The 23407-nt window shown below is 70.8% G+C and carries 29 protein-coding genes; 12 read left to right on the top strand and 17 right to left on the bottom strand.

Annotation, left to right across the window (positions count from 1 at the left end; genetic code table 11):
- The first annotated feature begins 25 nt into the window (after positions 1-25).
- Entirely contained in the window at positions 26-1342 is a 1317-nt protein-coding gene (locus tag ABXS86_RS00300) for a D-alanyl-D-alanine carboxypeptidase family protein (RefSeq protein ID WP_353665255.1), read from the top strand.
- Between the two features lie 25 nt (positions 1343-1367).
- Here the strand turns inward: ABXS86_RS00300 and ABXS86_RS00295 are convergent, their stop codons facing one another.
- Positions 1368-2078 carry a hypothetical protein gene (locus tag ABXS86_RS00295; RefSeq protein ID WP_307212244.1) on the bottom strand — a complete coding sequence of 237 codons (711 nt, stop codon included), beginning with the start codon at positions 2076-2078 and terminating at the stop codon, positions 1368-1370.
- Complete coding sequence (locus tag ABXS86_RS00290) at positions 2062-2595, bottom strand: RNA polymerase sigma factor (protein ID WP_144835231.1); 534 nt, start codon at positions 2593-2595, stop codon at positions 2062-2064. The genes ABXS86_RS00295 and ABXS86_RS00290 overlap by 17 nt, the downstream gene beginning before the upstream one ends.
- Positions 2596-2807: 212 nt before the next feature.
- Here ABXS86_RS00290 and ABXS86_RS00285 point away from each other — a divergent pair, with 212 nt between their 5' ends.
- Positions 2808-3518 carry a CHRD domain-containing protein gene (locus tag ABXS86_RS00285; RefSeq protein ID WP_353665254.1) on the top strand — a complete coding sequence of 237 codons (711 nt, stop codon included), beginning with the start codon at positions 2808-2810 and terminating at the stop codon, positions 3516-3518.
- Positions 3515-4165: a class F sortase gene (locus tag ABXS86_RS00280; RefSeq protein WP_353665253.1), complete on the top strand. Its 651-nt coding sequence runs from the start codon at positions 3515-3517 to the stop codon at positions 4163-4165. The genes ABXS86_RS00285 and ABXS86_RS00280 overlap by 4 nt, the downstream gene beginning before the upstream one ends.
- 7 nt (positions 4166-4172) lie before the next feature.
- On the opposite strand, the gene ABXS86_RS00275 is transcribed toward ABXS86_RS00280, so the two are convergent.
- From ABXS86_RS00275 to ABXS86_RS00265, 3 genes are read right to left on the bottom strand one after another with little or no spacing between them, the layout of a single operon-like run.
- Positions 4173-4787: a response regulator transcription factor gene (locus tag ABXS86_RS00275; protein WP_316001314.1), complete on the bottom strand. Its 615-nt coding sequence runs from the start codon at positions 4785-4787 to the stop codon at positions 4173-4175.
- A complete protein-coding gene (locus ABXS86_RS00270; protein WP_307212255.1) occupies positions 4784-6172 on the bottom strand; it encodes a sensor histidine kinase in 1389 nt (462 codons plus the stop codon). Before ABXS86_RS00270 ends, ABXS86_RS00275 begins: the two co-directional genes overlap by 4 nt.
- Positions 6173-6661, bottom strand: coding sequence for a hypothetical protein (locus tag ABXS86_RS00265; RefSeq protein WP_353665252.1), 489 nt, complete (start codon positions 6659-6661; stop codon positions 6173-6175).
- A gap of 171 nt (positions 6662-6832) precedes the next feature.
- Between ABXS86_RS00265 and ABXS86_RS00260 the strand changes: the two genes are divergently transcribed.
- On the top strand, positions 6833-7702 hold the full coding sequence (locus tag ABXS86_RS00260) for a hypothetical protein (protein ID WP_353665251.1): 870 nt from the start codon (positions 6833-6835) through the stop codon (positions 7700-7702).
- 78 nt (positions 7703-7780) lie between these two features.
- On the opposite strand, the gene ABXS86_RS00255 is transcribed toward ABXS86_RS00260, so the two are convergent.
- On the bottom strand, positions 7781-8008 hold the full coding sequence (locus ABXS86_RS00255; RefSeq protein WP_353665250.1) for a hypothetical protein: 228 nt from the start codon (positions 8006-8008) through the stop codon (positions 7781-7783).
- Positions 8009-8375: 367 nt separating this feature from the next.
- Here ABXS86_RS00255 and ABXS86_RS00250 point away from each other — a divergent pair, with 367 nt between their 5' ends.
- The gene (locus tag ABXS86_RS00250) at positions 8376-8669 is read left to right on the top strand and encodes a type II toxin-antitoxin system YoeB family toxin (protein ID WP_353665249.1); all 294 of its coding nucleotides are present in this window, start codon (positions 8376-8378) and stop codon (positions 8667-8669) included.
- Here the strand turns inward: ABXS86_RS00250 and ABXS86_RS00245 are convergent.
- Genes ABXS86_RS00245 through ABXS86_RS00230 form a run of 4 tightly spaced genes read right to left on the bottom strand, consistent with a single transcriptional unit; the run spans position 8663 to position 11629 of the window.
- Entirely contained in the window at positions 8663-8875 is a 213-nt protein-coding gene (locus ABXS86_RS00245) for a hypothetical protein (protein WP_307212262.1), read from the bottom strand. The genes ABXS86_RS00250 and ABXS86_RS00245 overlap by 7 nt on opposite strands.
- A gap of 38 nt (positions 8876-8913) precedes the next feature.
- Positions 8914-9735 (bottom strand): hypothetical protein, encoded by an 822-nt coding sequence (locus ABXS86_RS00240; protein WP_353665248.1) that lies wholly within the window; start codon positions 9733-9735, stop codon positions 8914-8916.
- Between the two features lie 31 nt (positions 9736-9766).
- Entirely contained in the window at positions 9767-10840 is a 1074-nt protein-coding gene (gene ychF, locus ABXS86_RS00235; protein ID WP_353665247.1) for a redox-regulated ATPase YchF, read from the bottom strand.
- 39 nt (positions 10841-10879) lie between these two features.
- Positions 10880-11629 carry a class I SAM-dependent methyltransferase gene (locus tag ABXS86_RS00230; protein WP_353665246.1) on the bottom strand — a complete coding sequence of 250 codons (750 nt, stop codon included), beginning with the start codon at positions 11627-11629 and terminating at the stop codon, positions 10880-10882.
- A 118-nt stretch (positions 11630-11747) separates the two neighbouring features.
- On the opposite strand from ABXS86_RS00230, the gene ABXS86_RS00225 reads away from it, so the two are divergent.
- A complete protein-coding gene (locus ABXS86_RS00225; RefSeq protein WP_353665245.1) occupies positions 11748-12341 on the top strand; it encodes a 3'-5' exonuclease in 594 nt (197 codons plus the stop codon).
- A gap of 54 nt (positions 12342-12395) precedes the next feature.
- Complete coding sequence (locus ABXS86_RS00220) at positions 12396-13724, top strand: DNA recombination protein RmuC (RefSeq protein ID WP_353665244.1); 1329 nt, start codon at positions 12396-12398, stop codon at positions 13722-13724.
- A 51-nt stretch (positions 13725-13775) separates the two neighbouring features.
- Here ABXS86_RS00220 and ABXS86_RS00215 read toward each other — a convergent pair whose 3' ends face one another.
- Positions 13776-13988, bottom strand: a complete 213-nt coding sequence (locus ABXS86_RS00215; RefSeq protein WP_144835261.1) for a UDP-N-acetylmuramyl pentapeptide phosphotransferase — start codon at positions 13986-13988, stop codon at positions 13776-13778.
- Between the two features lie 317 nt (positions 13989-14305).
- Entirely contained in the window at positions 14306-15295 is a 990-nt protein-coding gene (gene glpX / locus ABXS86_RS00210) for a class II fructose-bisphosphatase (RefSeq protein ID WP_144835263.1), read from the bottom strand.
- A 179-nt stretch (positions 15296-15474) separates the two neighbouring features.
- On the opposite strand from glpX, the gene fbaA reads away from it, so the two are divergent.
- Positions 15475-16503, top strand: a complete 1029-nt coding sequence (gene fbaA, locus ABXS86_RS00205; RefSeq protein ID WP_353665243.1) for a class II fructose-bisphosphate aldolase — start codon at positions 15475-15477, stop codon at positions 16501-16503.
- Between the two features lie 291 nt (positions 16504-16794).
- Here the strand turns inward: fbaA and ABXS86_RS00200 are convergent, their stop codons facing one another.
- The 5 genes from ABXS86_RS00200 to ABXS86_RS00180 all read right to left on the bottom strand — a co-directional run bounded on the left by ABXS86_RS00200 (position 16795) and on the right by ABXS86_RS00180 (position 20324).
- A complete protein-coding gene (locus ABXS86_RS00200) occupies positions 16795-17340 on the bottom strand; it encodes an MOSC domain-containing protein (RefSeq protein WP_307212279.1) in 546 nt (181 codons plus the stop codon).
- Between the two features lie 63 nt (positions 17341-17403).
- A complete protein-coding gene (locus ABXS86_RS00195; RefSeq protein WP_353665242.1) occupies positions 17404-18108 on the bottom strand; it encodes a zf-HC2 domain-containing protein in 705 nt (234 codons plus the stop codon).
- Complete coding sequence (locus ABXS86_RS00190; protein WP_144835271.1) at positions 18105-18608, bottom strand: sigma-70 family RNA polymerase sigma factor; 504 nt, start codon at positions 18606-18608, stop codon at positions 18105-18107. The genes ABXS86_RS00195 and ABXS86_RS00190 overlap by 4 nt, the downstream gene beginning before the upstream one ends.
- A gap of 55 nt (positions 18609-18663) precedes the next feature.
- Positions 18664-19266 (bottom strand): DUF6264 family protein, encoded by a 603-nt coding sequence (locus ABXS86_RS00185; RefSeq protein ID WP_307212284.1) that lies wholly within the window; start codon positions 19264-19266, stop codon positions 18664-18666.
- A complete protein-coding gene (locus ABXS86_RS00180) occupies positions 19263-20324 on the bottom strand; it encodes a 4-hydroxy-3-methylbut-2-enyl diphosphate reductase (protein ID WP_353665241.1) in 1062 nt (353 codons plus the stop codon). The genes ABXS86_RS00185 and ABXS86_RS00180 overlap by 4 nt, the downstream gene beginning before the upstream one ends.
- Positions 20325-20464: 140 nt before the next feature.
- On the opposite strand from ABXS86_RS00180, the gene xseA reads away from it, so the two are divergent.
- Genes xseA through ABXS86_RS00160 form a run of 4 tightly spaced genes read left to right on the top strand, consistent with a single transcriptional unit; the run spans position 20465 to position 23376 of the window.
- Complete coding sequence (gene xseA, locus ABXS86_RS00175) at positions 20465-21853, top strand: exodeoxyribonuclease VII large subunit (protein WP_353665240.1); 1389 nt, start codon at positions 20465-20467, stop codon at positions 21851-21853.
- A gap of 10 nt (positions 21854-21863) precedes the next feature.
- A complete protein-coding gene (locus tag ABXS86_RS00170; protein ID WP_144835277.1) occupies positions 21864-22091 on the top strand; it encodes an exodeoxyribonuclease VII small subunit in 228 nt (75 codons plus the stop codon).
- Positions 22091-22723 (top strand): DUF4245 family protein, encoded by a 633-nt coding sequence (locus ABXS86_RS00165; RefSeq protein WP_353665239.1) that lies wholly within the window; start codon positions 22091-22093, stop codon positions 22721-22723. The genes ABXS86_RS00170 and ABXS86_RS00165 overlap by 1 nt, the downstream gene beginning before the upstream one ends.
- Entirely contained in the window at positions 22720-23376 is a 657-nt protein-coding gene (locus ABXS86_RS00160; protein WP_409988227.1) for a carbonic anhydrase, read from the top strand. Before ABXS86_RS00165 ends, ABXS86_RS00160 begins: the two co-directional genes overlap by 4 nt.
- The last annotated feature ends 31 nt before the right edge of the window (positions 23377-23407 follow it).

The following is a 23407-nucleotide window of genomic DNA, read 5'->3' as shown; positions in this document are numbered from 1 at the left end:
CCATCACCATCGTCCGTGACCGCTCATGACCACGTCTCAGACGCTCTCGGATTTCGCCGACCTTCTCGACGACGCTCCCCCGGAGCCGACGCCTCCCGGCCCCGCGGGCAAGATCGTCGCCCTGTCGTTCCTCGGGGTGATCCTCCTGCTCCTCGCCGGCTCCGGCGGATACGTGTGGTGGGCGTCGACGGCGGCGTTGCCCGCTCCCACCGTCACCTCGCAAGCGCCCGCGGTGGCCCCCGGGGCGGCCTCGTCCGTGCCCATGCCCGCGACCGGTGCCGCCCTGCTGCGGGTCGAGGGCGGCGACGCCTTCCTCGGGCCCGACGCCGCGAGCCTCTTCGCCTCGACCGGTGGCGACGACGCCCGCTCCATCGCCAGCGTCGCGAAGCTGATCACGGCGCTGGTCGTGCTCGATGCGCACCCGCTCGCGAGTGCGGACGACCCCGGTCCCACGATCTCGTTCACCAAGGCCGACACCGACCTGTACGACCAGTTCTACGTGCAGGACGCCGTCGTCGCCCGCATGCCCGACGGCACGCGCATGTCGCAGCACGATGCCCTGGCAACGATGCTGCTCCCCTCGGCCGCCAACTACGCCGTCGCCCTCGCGCGGTGGGGCTTCGGCTCGGAGGGCGCCTACGTGCAGGCCGCCCGCGCGTGGCTGAGCGCGAACGGGTTGACCAACACCCGCATCGTGGATGCCACCGGGCTCGACTCCCGCAACACCAGCACGCCGAGCGATCTGCTCGCCCTCGCACGCCTCGCCGCAGCGAACCCCGCCGTCGCGGCCATCGCCGCCACCGGCTCGATCGACGTGCCCGGCCCCGGATACGTCACCAACACCAACGACCTGCTGGGCACCCTCGGAATCACGGGGCTCAAGACCGGCAATCTCGGCGACGGCACGTTCAATCTGCTCTTCACCTCCCGCCTCGACGTCGGCGTCGGCACGCCCCTGCAGATCACCGGCGTGCGCATGGGCGGCGAGACGCACGACAGCACCGACGACGACGTCCGACGCATGCTGCAGGGGGTCGCGGACGGGTTCCACGACGTCACCGTCGGCACGGTCGGCGACACCGTCGGCTCGATCTCGACGCCCTGGGGAGCGAAGGCCTCGCTCGTGCTCGCCCAGACGAGCGAGGTGCGCACGTGGTCGGACACCCCGATCGCGGTCGACCTCAAGACCACGACGCCGCAGAACTACGCCGACGGCGAGGTCGTGGGCAGCGTCTCGTGGACCGCCGGGCCGCGATCGACCTTGTCGAGCGTGAAGATCTCGGGCGCGATCGAGGAGCCGACGCTGTGGTGGCGCCTCACCCACCCCGGAGAGCTGGGCTGAGGCGCACGACCCGCGACATCACGGGTCAGACGGCGGGAAGTTCCGCGTGCGCGATGACCGCGTCGCCCGTGTCGCGGAGTTCCATCCGCGACGCGTCGCCGCGGAGCACCGCCGCATTCATGCGGCACACGATGGGGACGTCCGAACCGAGCACCTCTCCGGCGCTGAACTCCGTGCCGTCGACGCCCACGAACACCAGTTCGTAGGTCGCTCCGACGTCGAGTCCGGACGCCTCGAGATACGCCTCGGTGCCCCACGTGTGCGCCACGACCTCCGCCGAGACGTCGACGCCGCCGACATCATCGCTCACCGCGATCTGCTCGACCGCCCCCAGGGTCCCGGGCGGGCCGGACGGCACTGTCGAGGTGAACGCACCGGCTCCGCTGACCCCGATGACCACCCCGACGACGAGACACGCCGCGGCGGTCAGCGGCGTGACCCACCGCCGGCGTCGGCGTGCCGCCGCGGCATCCGGAACGAGGTCGACCTTGGGCGAGACCTCGCCGTCGACCGCACCCTGGATCCCCTCCCACAGGTCGTCGGCGTCGCGCGGGGCCGTCCAGGCGAGATCGCCCTGACGCAGGCGCCCGGCGAGCGCCTGCAGCGCCGCATACTCCTCCGCGCGGGCAGGGTCGGCTCGACGGAGGTCGTCGAACTCGGCGCTCTCCGTCGCGGTCAGCTCGCCTGCGAGCGCGGCCGCGGCAAGTTCGGCCCAGCGGTCATCGGGAGTGCGCATCGGGCTCCTCCATCTCTTCGAGGTGCGTCCTGAGGGCGCGAAGTGCGTGGAACGTACGGGTGCGCCAGGTCGCGACGGGCACGCCCGTGGCATCCGAGAGCTCCTGATAGGTGCGACCGTGCAGGTGGACGGCGACGACGGCGGTGCGGTGCGCCTCCGTGAGGACCGACAGCGCCTCCAGCATGCGCAGACGCTCGAGGGGATCGATCGCCTCGGCCGCGCGGCTCTCGAGCTCGGCGTGATCGCCGATCAGCGGGAGGCGGGCGCGAGCGCGGAGCGCATCGACGATGACATTGCGCGCGATCGCGAACAACCAGGTGCGCTCGGAGGCGCCCTGGGCGTCGAACCGATCGCGCGCTCGCCACGCGCGGAGAAACGTCTCCTGCACGCAGTCCTCCGCGAGCGGACGGTCTCGGAGGGCGTTGACGGCGAAGCCGAGCAGGGCGTTGGCATTGTCGTCGAAGGCCCGGCGCAGGTCGAATCCCGCTCCCGCCGGACGTGGTCGGGATGCGTGCATGCGCCTCTCCCTGCTTCGCCCGGTCGACCCCGTCATGCGCGCAGCCCCTTCGAGATTAACGGTCGCCGAAGCGGCGGCCCTGCGGGGTATACGTCGGCGCGGCGGCCCGCGTTCATCGCCGGACGAATTCTCGGCCCCGATGAACGCCGAAGCACTCGCGGTCGTACACCTCTGCCACCGGACGTTCCGCGTCCCGATCGAAAGGCACGACGATGACGAAGAAGACGTACGCCCGCCCACTGACGATCGGCGCCCTGGCCGGTGTCGCCCTGCTGGCCGTCGGATCCCCCGCGTTCGCCGAGACGGAGGTGTCGGAACCGGCCGAATTCACGAGTGCGTTCACGGTCATGGCGACCCCCGATCAGGTGATCAACAACGACGGGGTCGCCGCACCGGGGCAGAGCGGCGCGACCGGCACCTTCACATTCCGCATCAATTCGGACGAGGAGATCATCTGCTACGACATCCGCCTCGAGGGCGTCAGCGGCGACTACCAGAGCCCCGCCAAGACGGCGACGCACATCCACGAAGCCGCCGTCGGCAAGCCCGGCCCGCCGCGTATCGCCTTCCCGAACCCGGAGCCGGTCGGCGACGGACCGCGCACCTCGTCGGGATGCCTGCAGGGTCCCTTCACCACGGGCGTCGTCACGAACGGCGCCGACACCGGCACGGGCTTCTCGCTCAAGCAGATCGAAGCGAACCCCGCCGGGTTCACGGGTGATTCGCACACGGTCGACTTCGCAGCCGGAGTGGTCCGCGGCCAGCTCACGTCGATCCCCGTCGGCGGAGTCGACACCGGGGCCGGGGGCGCTGCTGCGGCCGACGCCAGCGGTTGGGGCATCGCGGCCGCCACCGGCGGACTCGGCCTCGTCGCCGCATCCGTCTTTGTCGTCCAGCGTCGACGCGCGGCCGACGCGAAGTGACCGACGCACGGCGCGGCGCGCGGCGGATCGCCTCGACGGGGCGGACGCTGCGTGCCGCGTGCGTGCTCACTCTCGTCGGCGTGCTGGCCTGCGCGGGATGCACCGCCGCATCCCCGGCATCGCCCGCATCCGTCGCCCCACCGGCGTCCGCCGCCCCATCGGCGTCCACGCCCGAGGCGGCAGCGGCCGCACCCGCGGCTCCGGCTCCCCCTGCGCCCTCCCGCGTCGTGATCCCGGCGCTCTCCCTCGATGAAGAGCTGATCGACCTGGGGATCGCCGCGGACGGGAGCATGGAGGTCCCGGCCGACTACGACGAGGTGGGATGGTTCACCGGCGGCGGACGCCCCGGCGGAATCGGCCCGACCGTCATCGCCGCCCACGTCGACTCGCCCACCGGTCCTGCGGTGTTCGTGGAGCTCGAGAACGTGGTCGTCGGCGACGTCATCGAGGTCTACGACGACGCCGGTGCCGCTCACGTCTACCGCGTCACCGAAACGGCCGATTACCCGAAGTCGGACTTCCCCACCGCCCGTGTCTTCGGTGCCACCGCGAAAGACGAGCTGAGACTCATCACCTGCGGCGGGGTGTTCGACCGCGACGCGGGTTCGTACGTCGACAACCGGGTGGTCTACGCCGAGCGCGCGTGATCGTCGCTCACGACCTCAGGTGATCCCGCGCCCACAGCGCGGCGCTCGTGCGGTCGGCGACGCCGATCTGCCGGAAAACGTTGCCCAGATGCGCCTTCACGGTCCGCTCCGAGATGCCGAGGGCCGTGGCCACCTGCTTGTTCGCGAGGCCGTTCGCGACGAGCCGCAGCACTTCCTCCTCGCGCGCGCTGAGGCCGTTGCCCGGTGCCGCGGCATCCGGAAGCAGAGCCCCGGCGACGCGGGCGTCGAGCGGCGTGTGTCCCTCCGCGACGGATCGCACGGCGGAGCGCAGGTCGGCGGGCTCGGCGTCCTTGAGCTGATACCCCGTGGCGCCGGCGGCGATCGCCCGACGGACCTGGTCGCGGTCGCCGAACGAGGTCAGCACCAGCACGCGGATGCCGGGATGCTCCGCCCGCACGGCACGCGTCGCCGCGATCCCGTCCATGACCGGCATCGACACGTCCATGACGACGACGTCGACCTCGGTGGTGCCGACGAGCGCGACGGCCTCCGCGCCGTTCGCCGCGGTGGCGGACACGACGATGTCGCCGTCCGCGGCGAGCACCGAGGCGAGTCCCTCCCGCACCATCGAGTGGTCGTCGACGACGAGGACGCGGATCATTCGGACTCCCGGGGGCGATCGTGCGGGGGAAGGGTCAAGCGCCACGCCGTGCCGTGGCCGGAAGCGGTGGCGAGGGCGAGCTCGGCGCCGGCATCGGTGGCGAGGTCGCGCAGGACGCGGGTGCCGAGGTGCCCCTCGGCGGGTGGGCGGTGCAGGGTCGCCGCGTCGAACCCGCGACCGTCGTCGGCGACCGTCAGCACGGTGCCGCCGACCTCCGCGGCCACGGTGATCACGACGCGGCAGGGAGCCGCGTGGGTCACGGCGTTGCGCAGAGCCTCCTGCGCGACCCGGTACAGCAGGCGCTCGTGCTCTTCCGGCAGCTCGTCCACGGGCATCCGCAGGTCGAGTACGACGTCGGCTCCCCGCGTGCGGGCCGTCGCCGCGAGGTCGTGCAGCGCGGAGGCGAGGCCGGACGCGCCCAGGCTCTCGGGGTAGATGTCGACCAACAACGAGCGCAGCACCCGCACGTTCCCGCGGACCGCCGCCGCCACCTCCCGCAGGCGCGACGCCCCGGCCTCCTCGCCGCGGCGGTCGGCCTCGACGGCCGCGCTCTCGGCGCCGTAGCTGGTGGCGACGAGTTCCTGCACCGGGCCGTCGTGCAGGCTGCCCGCGATGCGTCGGCGTTCGGCATCCGACGCATCCACCGCCCGCTGCAGCAGCTCGCTGCGTCGCGTCTCGGCGCGGCGGAGTTGCCGCAGCAGCGTCCAGACGATCGGGGCGGTGAGCACCGCGAGCAGCAGCAGACTGCTCGTCGTCACGCCGGTGAATCCGCGCCACAGCTCCGCTGAGCGCGCCGCGACGGGCTCATAGGGGTAGTAGACCTCGAAGAGCAGCTGCTGCCCGCTCGCCGACCACACCGGACGGTAGACCTCGAGCAGGCGCGACCCGCTCTCGAACTCGTTCTCATCCTCCGACAGGTCCGACACCGCCGCACGGGTCGAGGGGGTCGTGAGGGCCGCGCGCTGGGCCTCGTCGAGCTCGAAGGTGCGGCCGATCAACTGCGGCTCGTCGGCGTAGAGCACGCGCCCCTCGGGGCTCCAGATCTTCACCCGGATGACGTCGTCGCCGAGGATCTGCGACCGCACGGTCACGTCGAAGGCAGCGACGGCGGCCGGGTCTCCCGCGGCGAGCGCGTCACTGAGCGCGGGCCGCACGACGGCGTCGGCGAGCACATTGGTCACCTGCGCGGCGTCGTTGACCGCCTCGCGCTCCGCGAGCCACTGCGCGCCGAACCCGGCGAGCGCTGCGACGGCCACCAGCACGGCGGCCAGCCCCGCGGCGAGGCGCAGCAGCACGGCACGGGTCGACAGGGTGCGCGGGAGCGTCCGTGAGGGGCGCGCCGTGACGAGCACCTCCCACGACGGAGCGGAGGGGTCCGATGCCACTCAGTCGTCTCCCCCGTGGCGGTCGCCGCCGTGTCCGCTTGTGCCGCCATCGTCCGTGCCGCCGCTCTCAGCGCGGCCGCTGTCGTCGGTGCGGGGTTGCGTCGAATCGCCCGTGCCCTGCACGGCTCTGTCATCGCCGGGTTCGACGCGCGTGTCGCGCGGGGCGTCGCCACCGGCGTCTTCGGGAGTCGTCACCGCCGCACGGTCGTCGCTGCCGTGCGAGCCGTCGCCGCCGGGAGCGGAGTCGTCGGTCGAGGTGGCGCCGCCGTCGCGGTCGTCGCCGGGCTCGACCCGCTGATCGCGCGGAACGTCTCCGCCATGATCGTCGACGGATGCCCAGGGCGAGGGCGTCGGCGCGAGCACCTGGGCGAGCGAGGGCACCGGCACCGGCACCGATTCGGCGAACGACGCATTGCCCCACAACCCGATCGCCGCGGGTGCGGCAGCTATCAGCAGAGCTCCCGCTCCGACAAGGATCCGCTTCTTCATGTCATCCGTCCTTTCGCCCATTTTCACCCGCGGTGCGGGGAACGCTGTCCACTGTTCGCGAAAGCGCACGGCCGGGCCATCGGACGATGGTCGTAGTACCAAGGTCGCATTGCCCGGTCCGGGCGCCGGCCGCGACGGTGGGAGCAGCTCAACCGACGAAACGAGGCCATCATGAGCAGCAGCACCTCCCCCCGTTCGACCCTGACCCGCACCACCGCGATCGTCGCCGCCGCCCTGGTCGCGGCATCCGGTCTCCTCTTCCCCGCCGCCGCGCAGGCGAAGACGACCTCGGTCGGCGGCGACTACGCCGTCACCGTGAACGGCACCACCTACAACCCCGCACCCGGCAAGGACGCGAAGCTCAAAGACGTCGCCGTCTCGGGCCGCATCACCGTCAGCGGCACGAACAACCGCTTCACGATCGACCCCGCCACGCTCGGCGTGTACGACTACACCCTCACGGGCGCTCCCGACACGCAGCGCATGGTCACGAGCCCCACCGTCGTGTTCGCCTCGAAGGTCCCGACCCTCACGTCCGCCCAGCGCAGCGGCGCCCGACTGTCGAGCCTCGAGGTGCGCGACGACTCCCTGGTGGCGATCTTCACCACCGCCGGCGGCAAGCTGAAGATCCAGGCGAAGGACGGCGCGCAGGGCGGCATCTTCCAGATGGAGCCCGAGTTCGCCGCCCCGGTCGAGCTCGTGCATACGCTCGGCCCAGGACTCTTCTACTTCGTCAACCAGTACACCGGCAAGATCAACTTCGGAAACGGAGTGGATGCCGTGAGCTCCGGCCCCGGCGCGCACCAGATGCTGCTGGGCAAGGACAGCCCGCAGGTCGCCACGAAGACCTACCAGGATGCGACCGTCACGAAGTGGACCGTCGCCTCGGGTGGTCGCATGGGCGGCGTGCTGGGCGAGGACGCGATCGAGCTCTCCGCGGGTGCGACCAACTGCACCAGCCAGTGCCAGGCGCAGAATCGCATCAACGGGTCGCTCCCCGTCCCCCCGAACCCGACGAACCCCACCCCCATCGGGGGCTGATCCCCGACGCGAACGCCCCCGGCCGAAAGGTCGGGGGCGTTCGCGCGTGCCCGCCGGGCCCTCGGCTGATGGCGGGGTTCAGCCGACCGTCGTCGGTGCGAATCCCGCGAAACCGTCGATGCGCTGCTGCGCCACGGTCGTTCCCCGTTCGCTGCGGGCCGAAGGATGCGTCCAGTAGTAGTGCAGAGCCGCGTAGGTTGCCCGGGGCGCGGCATCCAGGGCGAACGTCGCGATCTTCCACTCCCCCACGATGCCCCGCGTGCCGTCGCCGGTGTCGCGCTCGATGCGCAGGATCGGGATCTTCACCGGTCGCGCCTGCTGAACACCCCGTGTCGTTGGTCGTCGTGGCGCGGATCGCCGTCACCTCGGCCCAGGGGATGTCGACCGAGGCGCCTTGGAAGCGCGCGGCCACGCCGCTGCGGCCCACGGCGACGCACTGACGATTGCCCCACGACGAACGGCTGCGCGCGGCGAAGACGAGGTTGACGAACGACGGCAGGAAGAACAGACCCAGGATGCCGAAGACCACCGCGATCACGTACGGAATGGGTCCTTGCATCGACGGGGTCGTCCCTGCTTGAGCGAGCACGGCCCAGGTCACCCAGCACGCCCCGGCGGCGATCAGCCCGCACACGACGGTCAGGAAGAGCGGTGGGCGCTTGAGCGGGGCGACGTGCAGCCACTCGTCGGGTGCGCGGTCGAAGGTGCGGTTGAACATCTCGGCCGGGAGGAGTTGCAGCCGCTTCTTCGAGGCGAGCGGAAGCACCCACCCGGATGGGACGTTCGCGACGCGGGCGTCGATCTGGGCCATGCCAGCAGTGTAGGCAGGGGCACCGACATCATCCTCGGACTCTTGCCGGACGGTCGGGCAGGAGCCTGGTCACGACGCATCGACGAGGCGAACAGGCTCGTCCGTGTTGCTGGTGACACTCAGGTGACGATCCTGCAGGCTCGCTCCCACTACTGATCGTCTCGGCGTCGGTCGCGCACGGGATCAGCGGAGAGCCACATGGCGCGCCAGAACGCGACGAAGAACATGATCATCGCCGCGATCCACAGAACGAGCCAGATCAGCCGGCCCTCCGCAGGTGCGGCGAATACGGCGAACATTGCGCCAATCCACACGGGAAAGCACACGAACTGCACGATCTTCAACGTGCGAATGTCGTTCACGGCTTCACCGTATCGCTCAGCCGGTAGCCCTCGGCGGCTCAGGCCGAGGCCACCGCCCCGAACACCGCGAACAGCACGCCCGCGGTCACGAGCATGGCGGCCCCGACGATCCCGATCGCGATCCACGCCCACCGCGGCAGGCTCCGCTTCAGGCGCCGGCCTCCGGGACCCACGGATGCCGAGAGGCCCGGCACTGCACGGTCGTCGCTGTAGCCGTCGGTCTGAGTCCACGCCTTCGCACCCACGGTTGCCCGGATGCGGGCGAAGCGTTCCCACACCGCAAGGTCGTGCAGATCGAATCCGCCCGGCCGATAGACGATCAGCATGTCGTCGCGCACCTCGACGTCGAGATCGCCTGTCTCATCGATCAGCAGAGCCATGAGGTCGGGCGTGAAGACGTACAACGCGTCGCGCTCGTAGCCCTTCGGCGCGAACAGGTGGAAGTGCGTGTCGAAGTCGCCCTCGAGGGACAGCCGCTGATTCCGCCGAGGTTGGTGCCGAAGCGACGACAGGATGCCGTTGTTGCTCCGCGCGTCGAGCACGAAGTGCGGCAGTTGCCGGGGCAACCGGATCGCCAAGTAACCGAGGTTGATGCTCTTCACCGGCACGTTGATCGACACGCTCGTCCGGATCGTGACGATGCCACTCTGGCGGACGCTCTCGGCCTTCCTCGCCCCGCCGACGATCCGGCCGACCTCCCAGTCGGCGCCGGCGATACGGTCCTGCACGTTCCCGGCCGTGGCGTACTCCCACATGTCCCCCGACAAAGCGGGAGGCTCCGCCGCGGCCTGGTACGTCCAGCCGTTCGCTGCGGCGAAGGCGGCCAGGTCGTCGATGCTGTTTTTCGAGGTGTCGGTCACGTGCCCGACCCTAGCGGGGCGGGTCTGCCGCTCAGTTGTTGAAGCGGAACTCCACCACGTCGCCGTCCTGCATGACGTAGTCCTTGCCTTCGAGGCGGGCCTTGCCCTTCGCACGGGCCTCGGCGACCGAGCCGAGCTCGACGAGGTCGTCGAACGAGATGACCTCGGCCTTGATGAAGCCCTTCTCGAAGTCGGTGTGGATGACACCGGCCGCCTGCGGCGCCTTCGCGCCCTGCGGGATCGTCCAGGCGCGCGCTTCCTTGGGGCCGGCGGTGAGGTAGGTCTGCAGGCCGAGCGTGTCGAACCCGATGCGGGCGAGCTGGTCGAGGCCGGACTCGTCCTGACCGGTCGACGCGAGCAGCTCGGCGGCATCCTCGGGGTCGAGGTCGATGAGCTCCGACTCGATCTTCGCGTCGAGGAACACGGCCTTCGCGGGGGCGACCAGCGCGGCGAGCTCCTCCTTGCGCGACGGGTCGGTCAGCACGGCCTCGTCGACGTTGAAGACGAAGATGAACGGCTTGGCGGTGAGCAGCCCCAGCTCACGGATCGGCGAGAGGTCGATTCCGGATGCCGACAGCAGCACGCCGCGCTGAAGAGCGTCCTGCGCGGCCTTGGCGGCCTCGAGCACCGAGGGGTCGAGCTTTTTGCCCTTGACCTCCTTCTCGTACCGGGTGATCGCCTTCTCGAGCGTCTGGAGGTCGGCGAGCTGCAGCTCGGCGTTGATGGTCTCCATGTCGTTCGCCGGGTTGACCGAACCGTCGACGTGCACGACGTCGTCGTCGGCGAATCCGCGCACAACCTGCGCGATGGCATCCGCTTCACGGATGTTCGCGAGGAACTGGTTGCCCAGGCCCTCGCCCTCGCTCGCGCCGCGGACGATGCCGGCGATGTCGACGAACGACACCGCAGCGGGCACGAGCCGCTCGCTGCCGAACACGTCGGCGAGCTTCTGCAGGCGCACATCGGGAAGGTTCACGACCCCGACGTTGGGCTCGATGGTAGCGAACGGGTAGTTCGCCGCAAGCACCGAGTTCTTGGTCAGAGCGTTGAAGAGGGTCGACTTTCCGACGTTGGGAAGGCCGACGATTCCGATGGTAAGAGCCACGGGAGTCCAGGTTACCCGGCTGGGAGACGCCTCACCGCGTCAGGGGCGCCGCGCGCGGAACGCGTGGGTGACGTACGGCAGCGCGACCGCCTCTCCGTCGGCGAGTCCCGGCACGGATGCCACGACCCCGTCGACCGCGGCGTCGATGCCCGCGCGCTTCTCGGGGCTGGCCGTGATGACGTCGCTGCGAGAGCCGACGAGGTCGCGCAACTGCGGCAGGGTGATCTGCCGGTCCCAGCGCCACTCGCGGTGTTCCAGCCCCTCGAAGGGCTCGGCCACCCGCGGTCCGGTCGTCGCCAGGAGCACCTCGGCGTTCGAACCGCCCATCGCCGCCGTCAGCCGTTTCACCCAGTCGACGCTGTCGTCTCGGATGTTCCAGATGAGCCCCAGCTCTCCCCCGCTGCGCAGCACACGCGCGACCTCGCGGGAGGCCGGCTCGACGTCGACCCAGTGCCACGCCTGCCCCATGACGATGGCGTCGAGGGCGGAATCGGGCAGCGGCAGACTCTCGGCCGTTCCGACGAACGTGGGCACGCCTCGCGCGTTCTCCCGCAGGGTCGCGAGCATGTCGGCATCCGGATCGACGGCCACGACGTCGGCACCGAGCTCGACGACGGAGCGCGTCAGCTTGCCCGTGCCGGCACCGACGTCGGCGACGCGCAGACCGCGCCCCGGTTCGCGCACCCGCTCCAGCAGCCACGCGACCGCCTCGGCGGGGTAACCCGGACGCCCCGACTCATAGGCGGCGGCCGCCTGTCCGAACGAGGTCGATTTCGCCTGATCGCTCATGGCCCCGACCCTACGCCGACCCTCCGACACGGCATCCGGAGTCTTTTCGAGCGGGCCGGATGCCGCCGACCCCGGCGCGCCTCCTCGGCTCGACGCCGGGCCGGGTGAGGGTGGAGGCGTGGCTTTGGACTTCACCGCGATCGACTTCGAAACGGCGAACTCCAGTGGTGCGTCCGCGTGCGCCGTGGGTCTCGCCCGGGTCCGGGGCGGCCGCGTCGTCGCCACCGCCGCCTGGCTGATCAAGCCTCCCGCCGGTCACGACCACTTCGCGCCAATCAACATCGGCATCCACGGCATCCAGCCCGCCGACGTGATGCACGCGCCGGAGTGGTCGGAGCAGCTGGAGCGCCTCACCGCGTTCGCCGGTTCCGACGTGCTCGTGGCCCACAACGCCGGCTTCGACATGTCGGTGCTGCGTCGCGCGTGCGCGGCGACGGGCGACGAGTGCCCGCCGTACCGCTACCTGTGCAGCGTGCAGATGTCGCGCAAGACCTACTCGCTCGCGTCGTACCGCCTCCCGCTCGTGGCCGCCGAGGCCGGCTGCTCGCCGTTCGCCCACCACGACGCCCTCGCCGACGCGGTCGCGTGCGCGGAGATCACGATCGACTGCGCCCGGCGCGCGGGTGCGGACGACGTCTTCGCCCTCGCCTCGCATCTCGGCGTGCGGGTGTCGCAGATCGCCGTCGAGCCGGCCGAGCGCGCGGTCGCCTGAGCCGTTCCGGCCCGTCTTTCCGGCGATGTCGGAGGTCTGGTGCATGCTGACCCCATGGACGCCATCGCCCTCATCCTCGTGATCATCGCCCTCGCCGTCGGCGCCGCGGGCGGCTGGTTCGTCGCGACCTCGCGCGCCGCGGCTCGCGACGCGACCGCGCAGCAGGCGCTGTCGGCGCGGGTGGCCGCCGCAGAGGCCGAGGGTGCGGGCCTCAGGGCGCAGCTCGACCACCAGATGACCCTGTACCGCGAGCTGGCGGGGCAATCCCGGGCCGACCAGGCCGCGCGCGAAGAACGCGAACGGCGCGAGCAGACCGTGCTGCGCGCCCTCGACCCCGTGCGCGAGACGCTCGACGCGATGCAGCGCAAGGTCGACGGTCTCGAGCGCGACCGCGTCGAGCAGTACACCGCGCTCGGCGAGCAGCTGCGCCTCTCGCGCGAAGCCGACGAGGCCCTGCGCGCGACGACGGAGTCCCTCGCCTCCGCCATGCGATCGGGAACGACCCGCGGAGTGTGGGGAGAGACCCAGCTGCGCCGCGTCGTCGAGGCCGCCGGTCTCACCCGATACGTCGATTTCGACCTGCAGTCGTCGATCTCGAGCGACGCGGGCGCCGGTCGACCCGACATGGTCGTGCGACTGCCCGGCGGCAAGGCGCTGGCGGTGGATGCCAAGGTGCCGCTCGACGCGTACCTGCAGGCGAGCGCGATCCCGGTCACGGCGAACGGCGACGAGGGCATCCGCCGTTCCGGACTTCTCGCGAAGCACGCGAAGGCCGTGCGCGCGCACGTCGACGCCCTCGCGAAGAAGGCGTACTGGTCGGGGCTGACGACGAGCCCCGAGTTCGTGGTCTGCTTCCTGCCCAGCGAGTCGCTGCTCGCCTCCGCGCTCGACGAAGACCCGACGCTGCTCGACTACGCCTTCACGCGGCGCGTGGCCCTGGCCTCCCCGGTGAACCTGTGGGCGGTGCTCAAGACGGTGGCGTTCACGTGGACGCAGCAAGACGTCTCCGACGAGGCCCGCACGCTCTTCACCCTCGGGACCGAACTGTACGAGCGGGTGGGGGTGCTCGCCGGACACGCGAACGATCTTCGTCGCGCGATCGAGAAGACGGTCGACAGCTACAACCGTTTCGCCGGCTCCCTGGAGTCGCGCGTGCTCGTCACGGCCCGCAAGTTCCCCGGCATCGACGAGACCAAGCTCGACGCGGTGGCGGCCCCGGCCGCGCTCGATGCGACGCCGCGGCGATGGACGGCCCCCGAGATGATCGATCTCGACGACGACCAGCCGTCAGCACGGTTCGCGGATGACCAAGACCGTCGCGCCGCCGTCCGCGCAGACCTCGGGTCGGTGCGCGAGCGCGCCGGACTGGAAGGAGGCCAGTGAAGGTCGCGGTGACTCAGAGGGACGAGCCGCTGTGCTCGCCCACGGTGAGGCTCAAGACCCGCCGGGAACCCAGCTCAGCAGGCTGACCACGGCCGCGGACACACCGACGAAGGCGCCGACCATCCACCACGCGCTGACCTCGTGGCCCTCGTCGCGGCGAACGCGGAGAAGCACATCGGGGCGACGCGCAGGGTCGACTGCGCTGGCGATGACCGCCTGTGCACCTGTCTGAGGTGCGGCCTGATTCGTCGGAGCTGCTGCCATGGACGATCCCCCTTCGGGTCTCGGAAGAACACAGCGTCGCCGTTGACACTCCTTGAGATTCTGCCAGACGAGCCCTCCGACGCCGGTCACGCTTGCGTCACGACACGCCCGGCTGTATCTGCACGTCGAGGCGACGACCGCGCGCCTCGCCCCGGCTTCATGTCGAGGCTCGCCCCCGCACCCCCTGAAACCACGAGACTGCATCTCGCTGACGAAACAGTTGCAGCGTGCAACCGACTTGTCAGCGAGATGCAGTCTCGCGATCCAACGCCGCCACCCTGAGCGGCGCACGTGCGCCCGCGTTCAGCCGCGCGGCGTCACAGCCACTTCGACGTCAGGTGCTCCGACGAGATGCGGCGGAGCGTTCCCGAGGCACCGCGCAGCACGACGCTCTCGGTGTAGATGAAGTCGCCATCGCGACGGACTCCCTGCACGAGCTGACCGTCGGTCACGCCCGTGGCGACGAAGATCGTGTTCTTGCCCTTCACCAGACCATCGGCCTCGTACACCTGGCCGTCGACATCGAGGCCGGCATCCCGACCCTTCTCCTTCTCGTCGTCGGTGCGCGGGGCGAGCACACCCTGGATGTGGCCACCCAGCGCCTTGATCGCGCACGCGGTGACGATGCCCTCGGGGCTGCCGCCGATCCCGACGCACATGTCGGTGCGGGCGTTGTGGCGGGCGGCGTTGATGCCACCGGCGACGTCGCCGTCGCTCATCAGGCGCGTACCGGCTCCGGCTTCGCGGATGTCGGCGATCAGCTTCTCGTGACGCGGGCGGTTCAGCACCGAGACGACGAGCTCGTCGACCGGCTTACCGAGGGCCTTCGCGAGCAGGCGGATGTTCTCCCCGATCGGGAGGCGGATGTCGACGACGCCCACACCGGCGGGACCCGTGACGAGCTTGTCCATGTAGAAGACGCTCGAGGCGTCGAGCATCGTGCCCTGGTCCGACACGGCGATGACCGAGAGCGCGTTCTGGCGGCCCGCGGCCGTGAGCGAAGTGCCGTCGATCGGGTCGACGGCCACGTCGCACTGGGGTCCGCGACCGCTGCCGACGCGCTCCCCGTTGTAGAGCATGGGGGCGTTGTCCTTCTCGCCCTCACCGATGACGATCGTGCCGTCGAAGTTGACGGTGCTGAAGAACGCGCGCATCGCGTCGACGGCCGCACCGTCGGCGGCCTCCTTGTCGCCTCGACCGATGAAGGGGACGGCGCGGATGGATGCAGCCTCCGTCGCCCTCACCAACTCCAGAGCCAGGTTGCGGTCGGGGTGCAAAGGGCTCATGTCGGCAGTCAGGCTCACCATGGGGTCACTGTATCCAGCCGAGAGAAGACAATCGCGGGTTTTGAGCGCATGTGCAACGAAGGAATCGCGGTTCTTAACGAAATAGCAGAAGTGCCGCGTTCCTGCCGCGCCCGCACCGTCACGATCGGGCGGCTTCGCTAGAGTGACCGTTGTCCCGACAACGACCAAGGAGCACCTCCATGCCCGTCGCTTCCCCTGAGCAGTACGCCGACATGCTGGACCGCGCGAAGGCCGGCGGCTTCGCGTATCCCGCGATCAACGTCTCCAGCTCGCAGACCATCAACTCGGTGCTCCAGGGCCTGACCGAGGCCGGCTCCGACGGCATCCTGCAGGTCACCACCGGCGGTGCCGACTACTTCGCCGGCCACACCGTCAAGGCCCGCGCCACCGGCGCCCTCGCCTTCGCCAGGTACGTGACCGAGGTCGCGAAGAACTACCCGATCACGGTCGCGCTGCACACCGACCACTGCCCCAAGGACGCCTTGCCCGGCTTCGTCCTGCCGCTGCTCGAGGCCTCCGAAGAAGAGGTCAAGGCCGGCCGCAACCCGATCTTCCAGTCGCACATGTGGGACGGCTCGGCCGTTCCCCTCGACGAGAACATCGACATCGCCGCAGAGCTCCTCCCCCGCATGAAGAACATCAACGCCATCCTCGAGATCGAGGTCGGCGTGGTCGGCGGCGAAGAAGACGGCGTGCAGCACGAGGGCTCCAACGAGGCCCTCTACACCACGGTCGCCGACGTGACCAAGGCCGTCGAGCGCCTCGGCCTCGGCGAGAACGGCCGCTACATCTCGGCCCTCACCTTCGGCAACGTGCACGGCGTGTACAAGCCCGGTGGCGTCAAGCTCCGCCCCGAGCTGCTCGGTGAGATCCAGGAGGGCATCGCCGCGAAGTTCGGCACCGGCCCCAAGCCCCTCGACCTCGTCTTCCACGGCGGCAGCGGCTCGACCGACGAAGAGATCGCCCTCGCGGTCGCCAACGGCGTCGTGAAGATGAACATCGACACCGACACCCAGTACGCCTTCACGCGCTCGATCGCGGGCTACATGTTCTCGAACTACGAGGGCGTGCTCAAGCTCGACGGCGAGGTCGGCAACAAGAAGCAGTACGACCCGCGCGCGTGGGGCAAGGTCGCCGAGTCGGCCATGGCCGTCCGTGTCGTCGAGGCCACGAAGCAGCTCGGCTCGTACGGCCAGTCCAAGAGCTGACACCTCGTCATCCCTCGAACGCCCCGGCTCTCATGCCGGGGCGTTCGTCGTTTCCGGATGCCGTGGCCCCGGGCCCCCGCCGCACGCTCCGGCATCCGCCGCCCGCGCGCCCCTCGAGCATCGAGACTGCATCTCGCTGACAATCCGGCGTCAGCCTGCAGCGGACTCGTCAGCGAGTTGCAGTCTCGCGCCACCGCCGAGGCAGAACGGCCCGCGATCACACAGCCACCCCAGGGTGTGCCGCCAAAAAGCCCCGCCGTCGCGCACAGCGCACGATCGGCAGGGCAGCCCTCAGCTGCGGTAGACCTCGAGCACCGTCGGCGCCTCCGCCGGCGACGACAGCACTTCGATGGCATCCCCCGCCCGCACCTCGCCGGCGCGGCGCACGCGGAGGTAGGCACCGAGCCGTCCCTCGTCGGAGAAGCGTTTCACCCATCCCCGCGAGGCGGATCCGCCCACCCATCGCGCGAAGGTCGCGCACGGCGTGCGGGGCATCGTCACCTCGACCTCGACGGTGTCGCCGATGCGCCAGATCTCCCCGATGCGGGCGCCGTTGACGTCGAGCCCCTCGACCCGCAGGTTCTCGCCGAACCACCCGGGGTGCAGCTCGCGGCCGAGCTCGCCCTCCCAGAACGACGCGTCGTCCTGCGCATAGGCGTACACGGCCTTGTCGGGTCCGCCGTGGTGCTTACGGCTGGCCTGCACGTCCGCGCGGACGCCGAGCTTTCCGACGCGCACGGCTCCGTCGACGGGACGCTTGTCGATCGCGGTGACGCCGATCGATCCGGCATCCGGATGCAATTCGTGGACGGCGCAGACGGCGACGAGACGGGGCATGCGTCGATGCTAAACGGTCCGCTCGAGTCCGCGGTCCCGCCGCCGCCACGCCGCGGCGGGGCGTCAGGGGGTAGCGAACTCGTGCCGCATGACCACGCGGTCGCCGTCGAGCGTACGGATCTCGACGGCGCCGATGTCGGTCGTCGCCAGATCGGTGCCCGCGCTCAGCTCGGTCGTCGAGCCGGGGTCGGCCCTCCAGGTCGAGAGCACGCTGGTCGCGCCCGACCCGTCGGTGATCGCCAGGGCGTACGGCCATCCGCCGGGCGGGGCGTCGAGCACCTCGCCGGTGTACTCGCACACGAGGTCGATCCGCGTGCCCCAGGGCGCCGACGTCAGTCGCACCGATGCCTCGAGCGGCGCTCCCGCGATGTCGTCCAGCGCGTAGACGGTGCCCGCCGACTGCTGCGCCGAGCTCGTGATCGCCACCACGCTCGGCACGGCCACGCCGATGAGGGCGACGGATGCCGCGAGCACCCACACCGTCCTCCGCCGCGCCTTGCGTCGCTTGGCCGTCTCGACGATGCGTCCGCGCAGCGCGGGGTTGGGGGTCGCGAGCGGCACCGGGCCGGTCGAGGCGTCGAGGGCGCGCGCGCGATCGGCCGACAGGCGCGACAGCAGTCCTGCCGTCGGCGCGAGCTCTCCGACGGCGGCGCGGCACTCCGCGCACTCCGCGAGATGAGCTTCGTATTCGGCTCGGTCGCTCGCCGACAGCGCGCCCAGCACGTAGGCGCCGTCCCACGACGACAGTCGATCGTGTTCGTGGCTCATCGGGTCACCCCTCTCTCCTGCAGGGCGAGCCTCAGCGCTCGCACCGCGTAATGCAATCGCGACTTGACGGTGCCGGCCGGGATGCCGAGTTCTTCCGCCGCCTGCGCGACGCTGCGCCCGCCGTAGTATGCGCTGACGATGACCGCGCGATGGTCCGGGGTCAGGGTCGCGAGGGCCTCCTCGACCAGGAGCGCATCGAACATGGCATCCGTGTCGTCGTCGCGTACCCTCTCGGGCAGTTCATCGACCGAGTGCTCGTGGCGCCGACGGGCGCTTCGGGCCTCGTCGATGACGATGTTGCGCGCGACGGTGTACATCCACGACCGCAGCGACGCGGGGTCGTCCGCCATCACCTTGGGCGTGCGCCACGCGCGCAGCAGGGTCTCCTGCACCACGTCGTCGGCTCCGGCGTGGTCGCCGGTCAGACTGACGACGTAGCGCCAGACGGGCGTCGCGTGCGCGTCGTAGAGCGCTGTCAACTGCGCGTGTTCGTCTCGCACCGCGGCATCCCCTCTCCCTCGTTCACAGGGGACACGGAATGCCGGGCCCGACGGTTCAGCTCGGGACGCTGTTCACGATCGCCGACATGAACTGCGGGTCGCCGACGAGCGCGACGGTGACGCAGATGCCGGCGATGAGTGCCGTCACGACGAATCCGACGAGCGGGATCCAGAAGGCCAGGCGACCGCGCTTCAGGCGGCGCCAGGTGAGCACAGCCGTGGCGAGCCACCCGATGCCGTAGACGGCCGCTGCCGCGGCGCCCCAGACGTAACCGGCCGACAAATTGGTGAAGGTCGCCTCGACGCCGAGCATGCGCGCGCCGGTCTCGGCGTACTCGGGGAAGTTCAGCAACTGGATGATCGTGGTGACCACCGAGAACAGGCCGTAGAAGAGCAGACCGAACGTGACGATGCGATCGACGCGGGCCCCGCGCGTGGTCGGAACGGGGAAGCCCGCGGCGGCCGGTTGCGCCGCGCGCGCGGGCTCGGGGGTCGGGGCGGGCTGCGGGGCGACGCCGGCGTCGAGCGCCTCGGTCACCTCGGGTCGCTGGATGCGGGCGCGCTGTTCCTCAGGTGTGGCGTACTCACCGAACTGCGGACGCGGGCGCGATCCGACCTCGGCCGGGAGTGCATCATCGCGCGAGGAGTCGTCGCTCACGCGTGCCCCCGACCGCCGAGCGCGCGGCTGTCGCGCTTGCCCGAGGCGTCCTGACGCAGCTCCTTGGGCAGCGAGAAGATCAAGTCCTCCTCGGCCGTGCGCACCTCTTCGACGTCGCGGTAACCGGCGCCGGCGAGCTCTTCGAGCACCTCGGTCACGAGCACCTCGGGCACCGAAGCACCGCTGGTGACGCCGACGGTCTCGACGCCCTCGAGCCACTCCTGCTTGACCTCGTCGACGTAGTCGACGCGGTAGGCGGCCTTCGCGCCGTGCTCGAGGGCGACCTCGACCAGGCGCACACTGTTGGAGCTGTTCGCCGAACCCACCACGATCACGAGGTCGGCGCCGACGGCCACCTTCTTGATCGCGACCTGGCGGTTCTGGGTGGCGTAGCAGATGTCGTCGGAGGGCGGATCCTGCAGCTCGGGGAAGCGCTCGCGCAGGCGCCGCACGGTCTCCATCGTCTCGTCGACCGACAGCGTGGTCTGCGAGAGCCACACGACCTTCGACGGGTCGCGCACCTCGATGGTGTCGGCGTGGGCGGGCGAGTTGACGACGGTGACGTGCTCGGGAGCCTCGCCGGCGGTGCCCTCGACCTCTTCGTGGCCTTCGTGGCCGATCAGCAGGATCTCGAAGTCGTCGCGGGCGAAGCGCACGGCCTCGCGGTGCACCTTGGTCACGAGGGGGCACGTGGCGTCGATCGCCTGCAGGCCGCGGTCGGAGGCGGCCGAGACGACGGCAGGCGACACCCCGTGGGCGCTGAAGACGACGTGGGAGCCGGAGGGGACCTCGTCGACCTCCTCGACGAAGATGGCGCCTTTCTTCTCGAGCTCGGTCACGACGTGGATGTTGTGCACGATCTGCTTGCGCACGTAGACCGGGGCGCCGTAGCGTTCGAGCGCCTTCTCGACGGCGATGACGGCACGGTCGACGCCGGCGCAGTACCCGCGGGGTGCTGCGAGCAGCACCTTCTTCTTGCCCTGGACGGGGACGTCCTGAAGCCGCCCGCGTCGACCCGGGATGCGGGGAACGGGCAGGTGCACGGCAGGTGAGCTCACCCCTCGATTCTACGGGGGTGCCCCTGGACACCGGCCGAACCCGCCCGGCGCGACCGGTCCGGATAGCATGGGACCTTCCCCTCCCGAGAGACGTCCGGCTCTCGCGGCCCCCGCCGACGGCGTGCATCCCAGCGAGTGACATGACCTCTTTCCAGCCCGAGACCGTTCCGGGTCAGGCGCCGCCCGCCGACAGCGTGCACCCGCGCGACTCCTCCACCGACGCCCCCACCTCGGTGTCGCGGCTGAACGACACGATCCGCGGTTTCATCGAGCGCTGGGGATCGGTCTGGGTCGAGGGTGAGATCACCTCGTTCAACCGCCGCGGCGGCAACGTGTTCGGGCGGCTGAAAGACCTCGGCACCGAGTCGACGGTGGCCTTCCGCATCTGGTCGAGCACTCTCAACCGTCTGCCGAAAGACCTCAAGGTCGGCGACCACGTCGTCGCGTGCGTGAAGGCCGACTACTTCCCGCGCACCGGCGACTTCTCGTTCGCGATCTCGGCGATGCGACACGTGGGCCTCGGCGAACAGCTCGAGCGCCTCGAGCGCCTGCGCGTGCAGCTGCGCTCGGAGGGCCTGTTCGACCCCGTGCGCAAGAAGAAGCTGCCGTTCCTCCCCCACTGCATCGGTCTCATCACGGGCGAGAACTCGGATGCCGAGAAGGACGTGCACCGCAACGCCGAGCTGCGGTGGCCCCGGGTGAGCTTCCGCACGCGGCACGCCGCCGTGCAGGGCGATCGCTGCGTCCCCGAGACGATCGCGGCATTGAAGGCCCTGGATGCCGACCCCGAGGTCGACGTCATCATCATCGCCCGCGGCGGCGGCGACCCGCAGACCCTGCTCGGCTTCAGCGACGAACGACTGCTGCGAGCGGTGGCCGCGGCATCCACCCCCGTCGTCAGCGCCATCGGGCACGAGAACGACCGCCCGCTGCTCGACGAGGTCGCCGACGTGCGCGCGTCCACCCCCACCGACGCGGCCAAGCGCGTGGTGCCCGACGTCAGCGAGCAGCGCGCTCTCGTGTCGCAGCTGCGCGCACGCCTGACCGGCCGCCTCACCCAGCGGGTGCTGCACGACATCGCCCAACTCGAGCAGGTCCGCTCCCGCCCGGCGCTGCGCACCCCGCACACCATGCTCACCTCGCGCGCGCAGGAGCTGTGGATGCTCTCGAACCGGGGTCGCGACATCGTCGACCGCCGCATCGAGACCGGACAGCGCCGCACGAGCGAGCTCGGCGCGGCCCTGCGCGCCCTCTCCCCCGTGGCCACACTGGCCCGCGGCTACGCGATCGCTCAGCTCGACGACGGCTCGGTCGTGCGCGACGCCGCCCAGGCTCCCGCCGGTGCGACGCTGCGACTCACGGTCGAGAACGGCACGCTCGCCGCCCGGTCCGAGGGAGCGGTGCCCGACGTGGTGCCGCACGGGACGACGGATGCCGCGCCCCGGTCGAACGCCGAGGGCACGGCATCCGGAAACACTCCCCTCGACGCCGAGTCAATCGGCGACGGCCCGTCGGAGGGTCGCGCCTAGAATGGACGACATGACCGCGACGACCCCCGGCTCCGCCGCCGACGTCGCCACCCTCTCGTTCGAGCAGGCCCGCGACGAGCTCGTGCGCGTCGTCGCCGAACTCGAACAGGGCGCGCCCACGCTCGAGGAGTCCCTGGCTCTGTGGGAGCGCGGCGAGAAGCTCTACGCCCGCTGCGAGGAATGGCTCCTCGGCGCCAAGCGGCGACTCGACGCCGCGCGCGGCGAGGGAGACGACTGATGGCCCGCGTCGTCGCGCACCTCGGTCGCCCCGAGACCCCGCAGGAGACCGCCGACCGCAAGGCGGAGTTCTCGGCGCGCTACCGCAACAGCAAGACGTTCAAGAACCTCATCGCCGCGATCCTCGTGACCGTCGCGGTGGTCTTCGTCGTGGTGGCCGGCGTGCCCCGCGGCGAGCCGGTGGCCCAGCCTCAGCCCGACGTGCCCGCTCTGGCGGCCGGCATCGAGAGCGACCTCGGCCGTCCCGTCCTGACGCCGTCGCTCGGCGAAGGCTGGCGCGTCAACCAGGCGAGCACCGAGGGCGTCGGCGGCACCGAGGCGTGGACCATGGTCTACGTGCGCGAGGGCGAGTCGGGCTTCCTCCGCGTCGCCCAGGGGTTCGACGCCGACGAGGCATGGGTCGGTCAGGTGCTCGACGGCACCCGCAGCACCGAGACCACCGAGATCGACGGCATCACCTGGAATATCTACCGCCCGTCCAACCCCTCGGGCACGGGCAACATCGACTACGCGCTCGCCACCCCCGCCGGGCCCGACTACGTGCTCGTCTACGGCGACGCAGCCCCCGAGACGGCCGCCCTCGCGGCGGCATCCGTCACATCCCAGATCGAGCAGTTGAGAGAGGTCCCGTGAGCGAGCGCATGACCCCCCGTCAGGTGTGGCAGCAGATGGTGGAGGGCAACAAGCGCTTCATCGCGGGCGAACCCGCCCACCCCCGTCAAGACGTCGAGCGCCGCGCCGAGCTGGCCTCCTCGCAGCACCCGAGCGCGGCCCTCTTCGGCTGCGCCGACTCGCGCCTGGCCGCGGAGATCATCTTCGACGAGGGTCTGGGCGACCTCTTCGTCGTGCGCAACGCCGGCCAGGTCATCTCCGACTCGGTGATCGGCAGCCTCGAGTACGCGGTCGGCGTGCTCGAAGTCCCGCTCATCGTCGTGCTCGCGCACGACGCGTGCGGCGCGGTCGGCGCGGCGATCGAGAGCACGGGCGCCGACGCCCCCACGCTCCCCCCGTACATCTGGCGGCAGATCGCGCCCATCGTGCCCGCCGTGCGCCGCGTGCAGCGCGAGAACGTCGTCGACGGCCACCTGACCGAGCACGTCGACGCCGAGCTCGTCGGCCGTGAGCACCTGCGGCACACCGTGGCCGATCTGCTGCGCGCCTCCGAACTGATCAGCGAAGCCGTGGCCGAGGGCCGCACCGCCGTGGTCGGAGCGAACTACCGCCTCGACGAGGGTGAAGCCGTCCCCGTCGTCATCGTGGGCGACGTAGAAGACCCCCGCATCTGAGAACCGAACGAACGACCTGGAGGAACGACGA

Source organism: Microbacterium sp. che218, assembly GCF_040436305.1.
GTDB classification, from domain to species: domain Bacteria; phylum Actinomycetota; class Actinomycetes; order Actinomycetales; family Microbacteriaceae; genus Microbacterium; species Microbacterium algihabitans.
Note: the sequence above shows the minus strand (reverse complement) of the source record. Positions and strands in the feature narration are given on the sequence as shown.

Coding starts and splice junctions, on each gene's coding strand:
- ABXS86_RS00300 (WP_353665255.1), top strand. CDS start 26: ATGACCACGTCTCAGACGCTCTCGGATTTCGCCGACCTTCTCGACGAC.
- ABXS86_RS00295 (WP_307212244.1), bottom strand. CDS start 2,078: ATGCGCACTCCCGATGACCGCTGGGCCGAACTTGCCGCGGCCGCGCTC.
- ABXS86_RS00290 (WP_144835231.1), bottom strand. CDS start 2,595: ATGCACGCATCCCGACCACGTCCGGCGGGAGCGGGATTCGACCTGCGC.
- ABXS86_RS00285 (WP_353665254.1), top strand. CDS start 2,808: ATGACGAAGAAGACGTACGCCCGCCCACTGACGATCGGCGCCCTGGCC.
- ABXS86_RS00275 (WP_316001314.1), bottom strand. CDS start 4,787: ATGATCCGCGTCCTCGTCGTCGACGACCACTCGATGGTGCGGGAGGGA.
- ABXS86_RS00265 (WP_353665252.1), bottom strand. CDS start 6,661: ATGAAGAAGCGGATCCTTGTCGGAGCGGGAGCTCTGCTGATAGCTGCC.
- ABXS86_RS00260 (WP_353665251.1), top strand. CDS start 6,833: ATGAGCAGCAGCACCTCCCCCCGTTCGACCCTGACCCGCACCACCGCG.
- ABXS86_RS00230 (WP_353665246.1), bottom strand. CDS start 11,629: ATGAGCGATCAGGCGAAATCGACCTCGTTCGGACAGGCGGCCGCCGCC.
- ABXS86_RS00220 (WP_353665244.1), top strand. CDS start 12,396: ATGGACGCCATCGCCCTCATCCTCGTGATCATCGCCCTCGCCGTCGGC.
- ABXS86_RS00215 (WP_144835261.1), bottom strand. CDS start 13,988: ATGGCAGCAGCTCCGACGAATCAGGCCGCACCTCAGACAGGTGCACAG.
- glpX (WP_144835263.1), bottom strand. CDS start 15,295: ATGGTGAGCCTGACTGCCGACATGAGCCCTTTGCACCCCGACCGCAAC.
- fbaA (WP_353665243.1), top strand. CDS start 15,475: ATGCCCGTCGCTTCCCCTGAGCAGTACGCCGACATGCTGGACCGCGCG.
- ABXS86_RS00200 (WP_307212279.1), bottom strand. CDS start 17,340: ATGCCCCGTCTCGTCGCCGTCTGCGCCGTCCACGAATTGCATCCGGAT.
- ABXS86_RS00195 (WP_353665242.1), bottom strand. CDS start 18,108: ATGAGCCACGAACACGATCGACTGTCGTCGTGGGACGGCGCCTACGTG.
- xseA (WP_353665240.1), top strand. CDS start 20,465: ATGACCTCTTTCCAGCCCGAGACCGTTCCGGGTCAGGCGCCGCCCGCC.
- ABXS86_RS00170 (WP_144835277.1), top strand. CDS start 21,864: ATGACCGCGACGACCCCCGGCTCCGCCGCCGACGTCGCCACCCTCTCG.
- ABXS86_RS00165 (WP_353665239.1), top strand. CDS start 22,091: ATGGCCCGCGTCGTCGCGCACCTCGGTCGCCCCGAGACCCCGCAGGAG.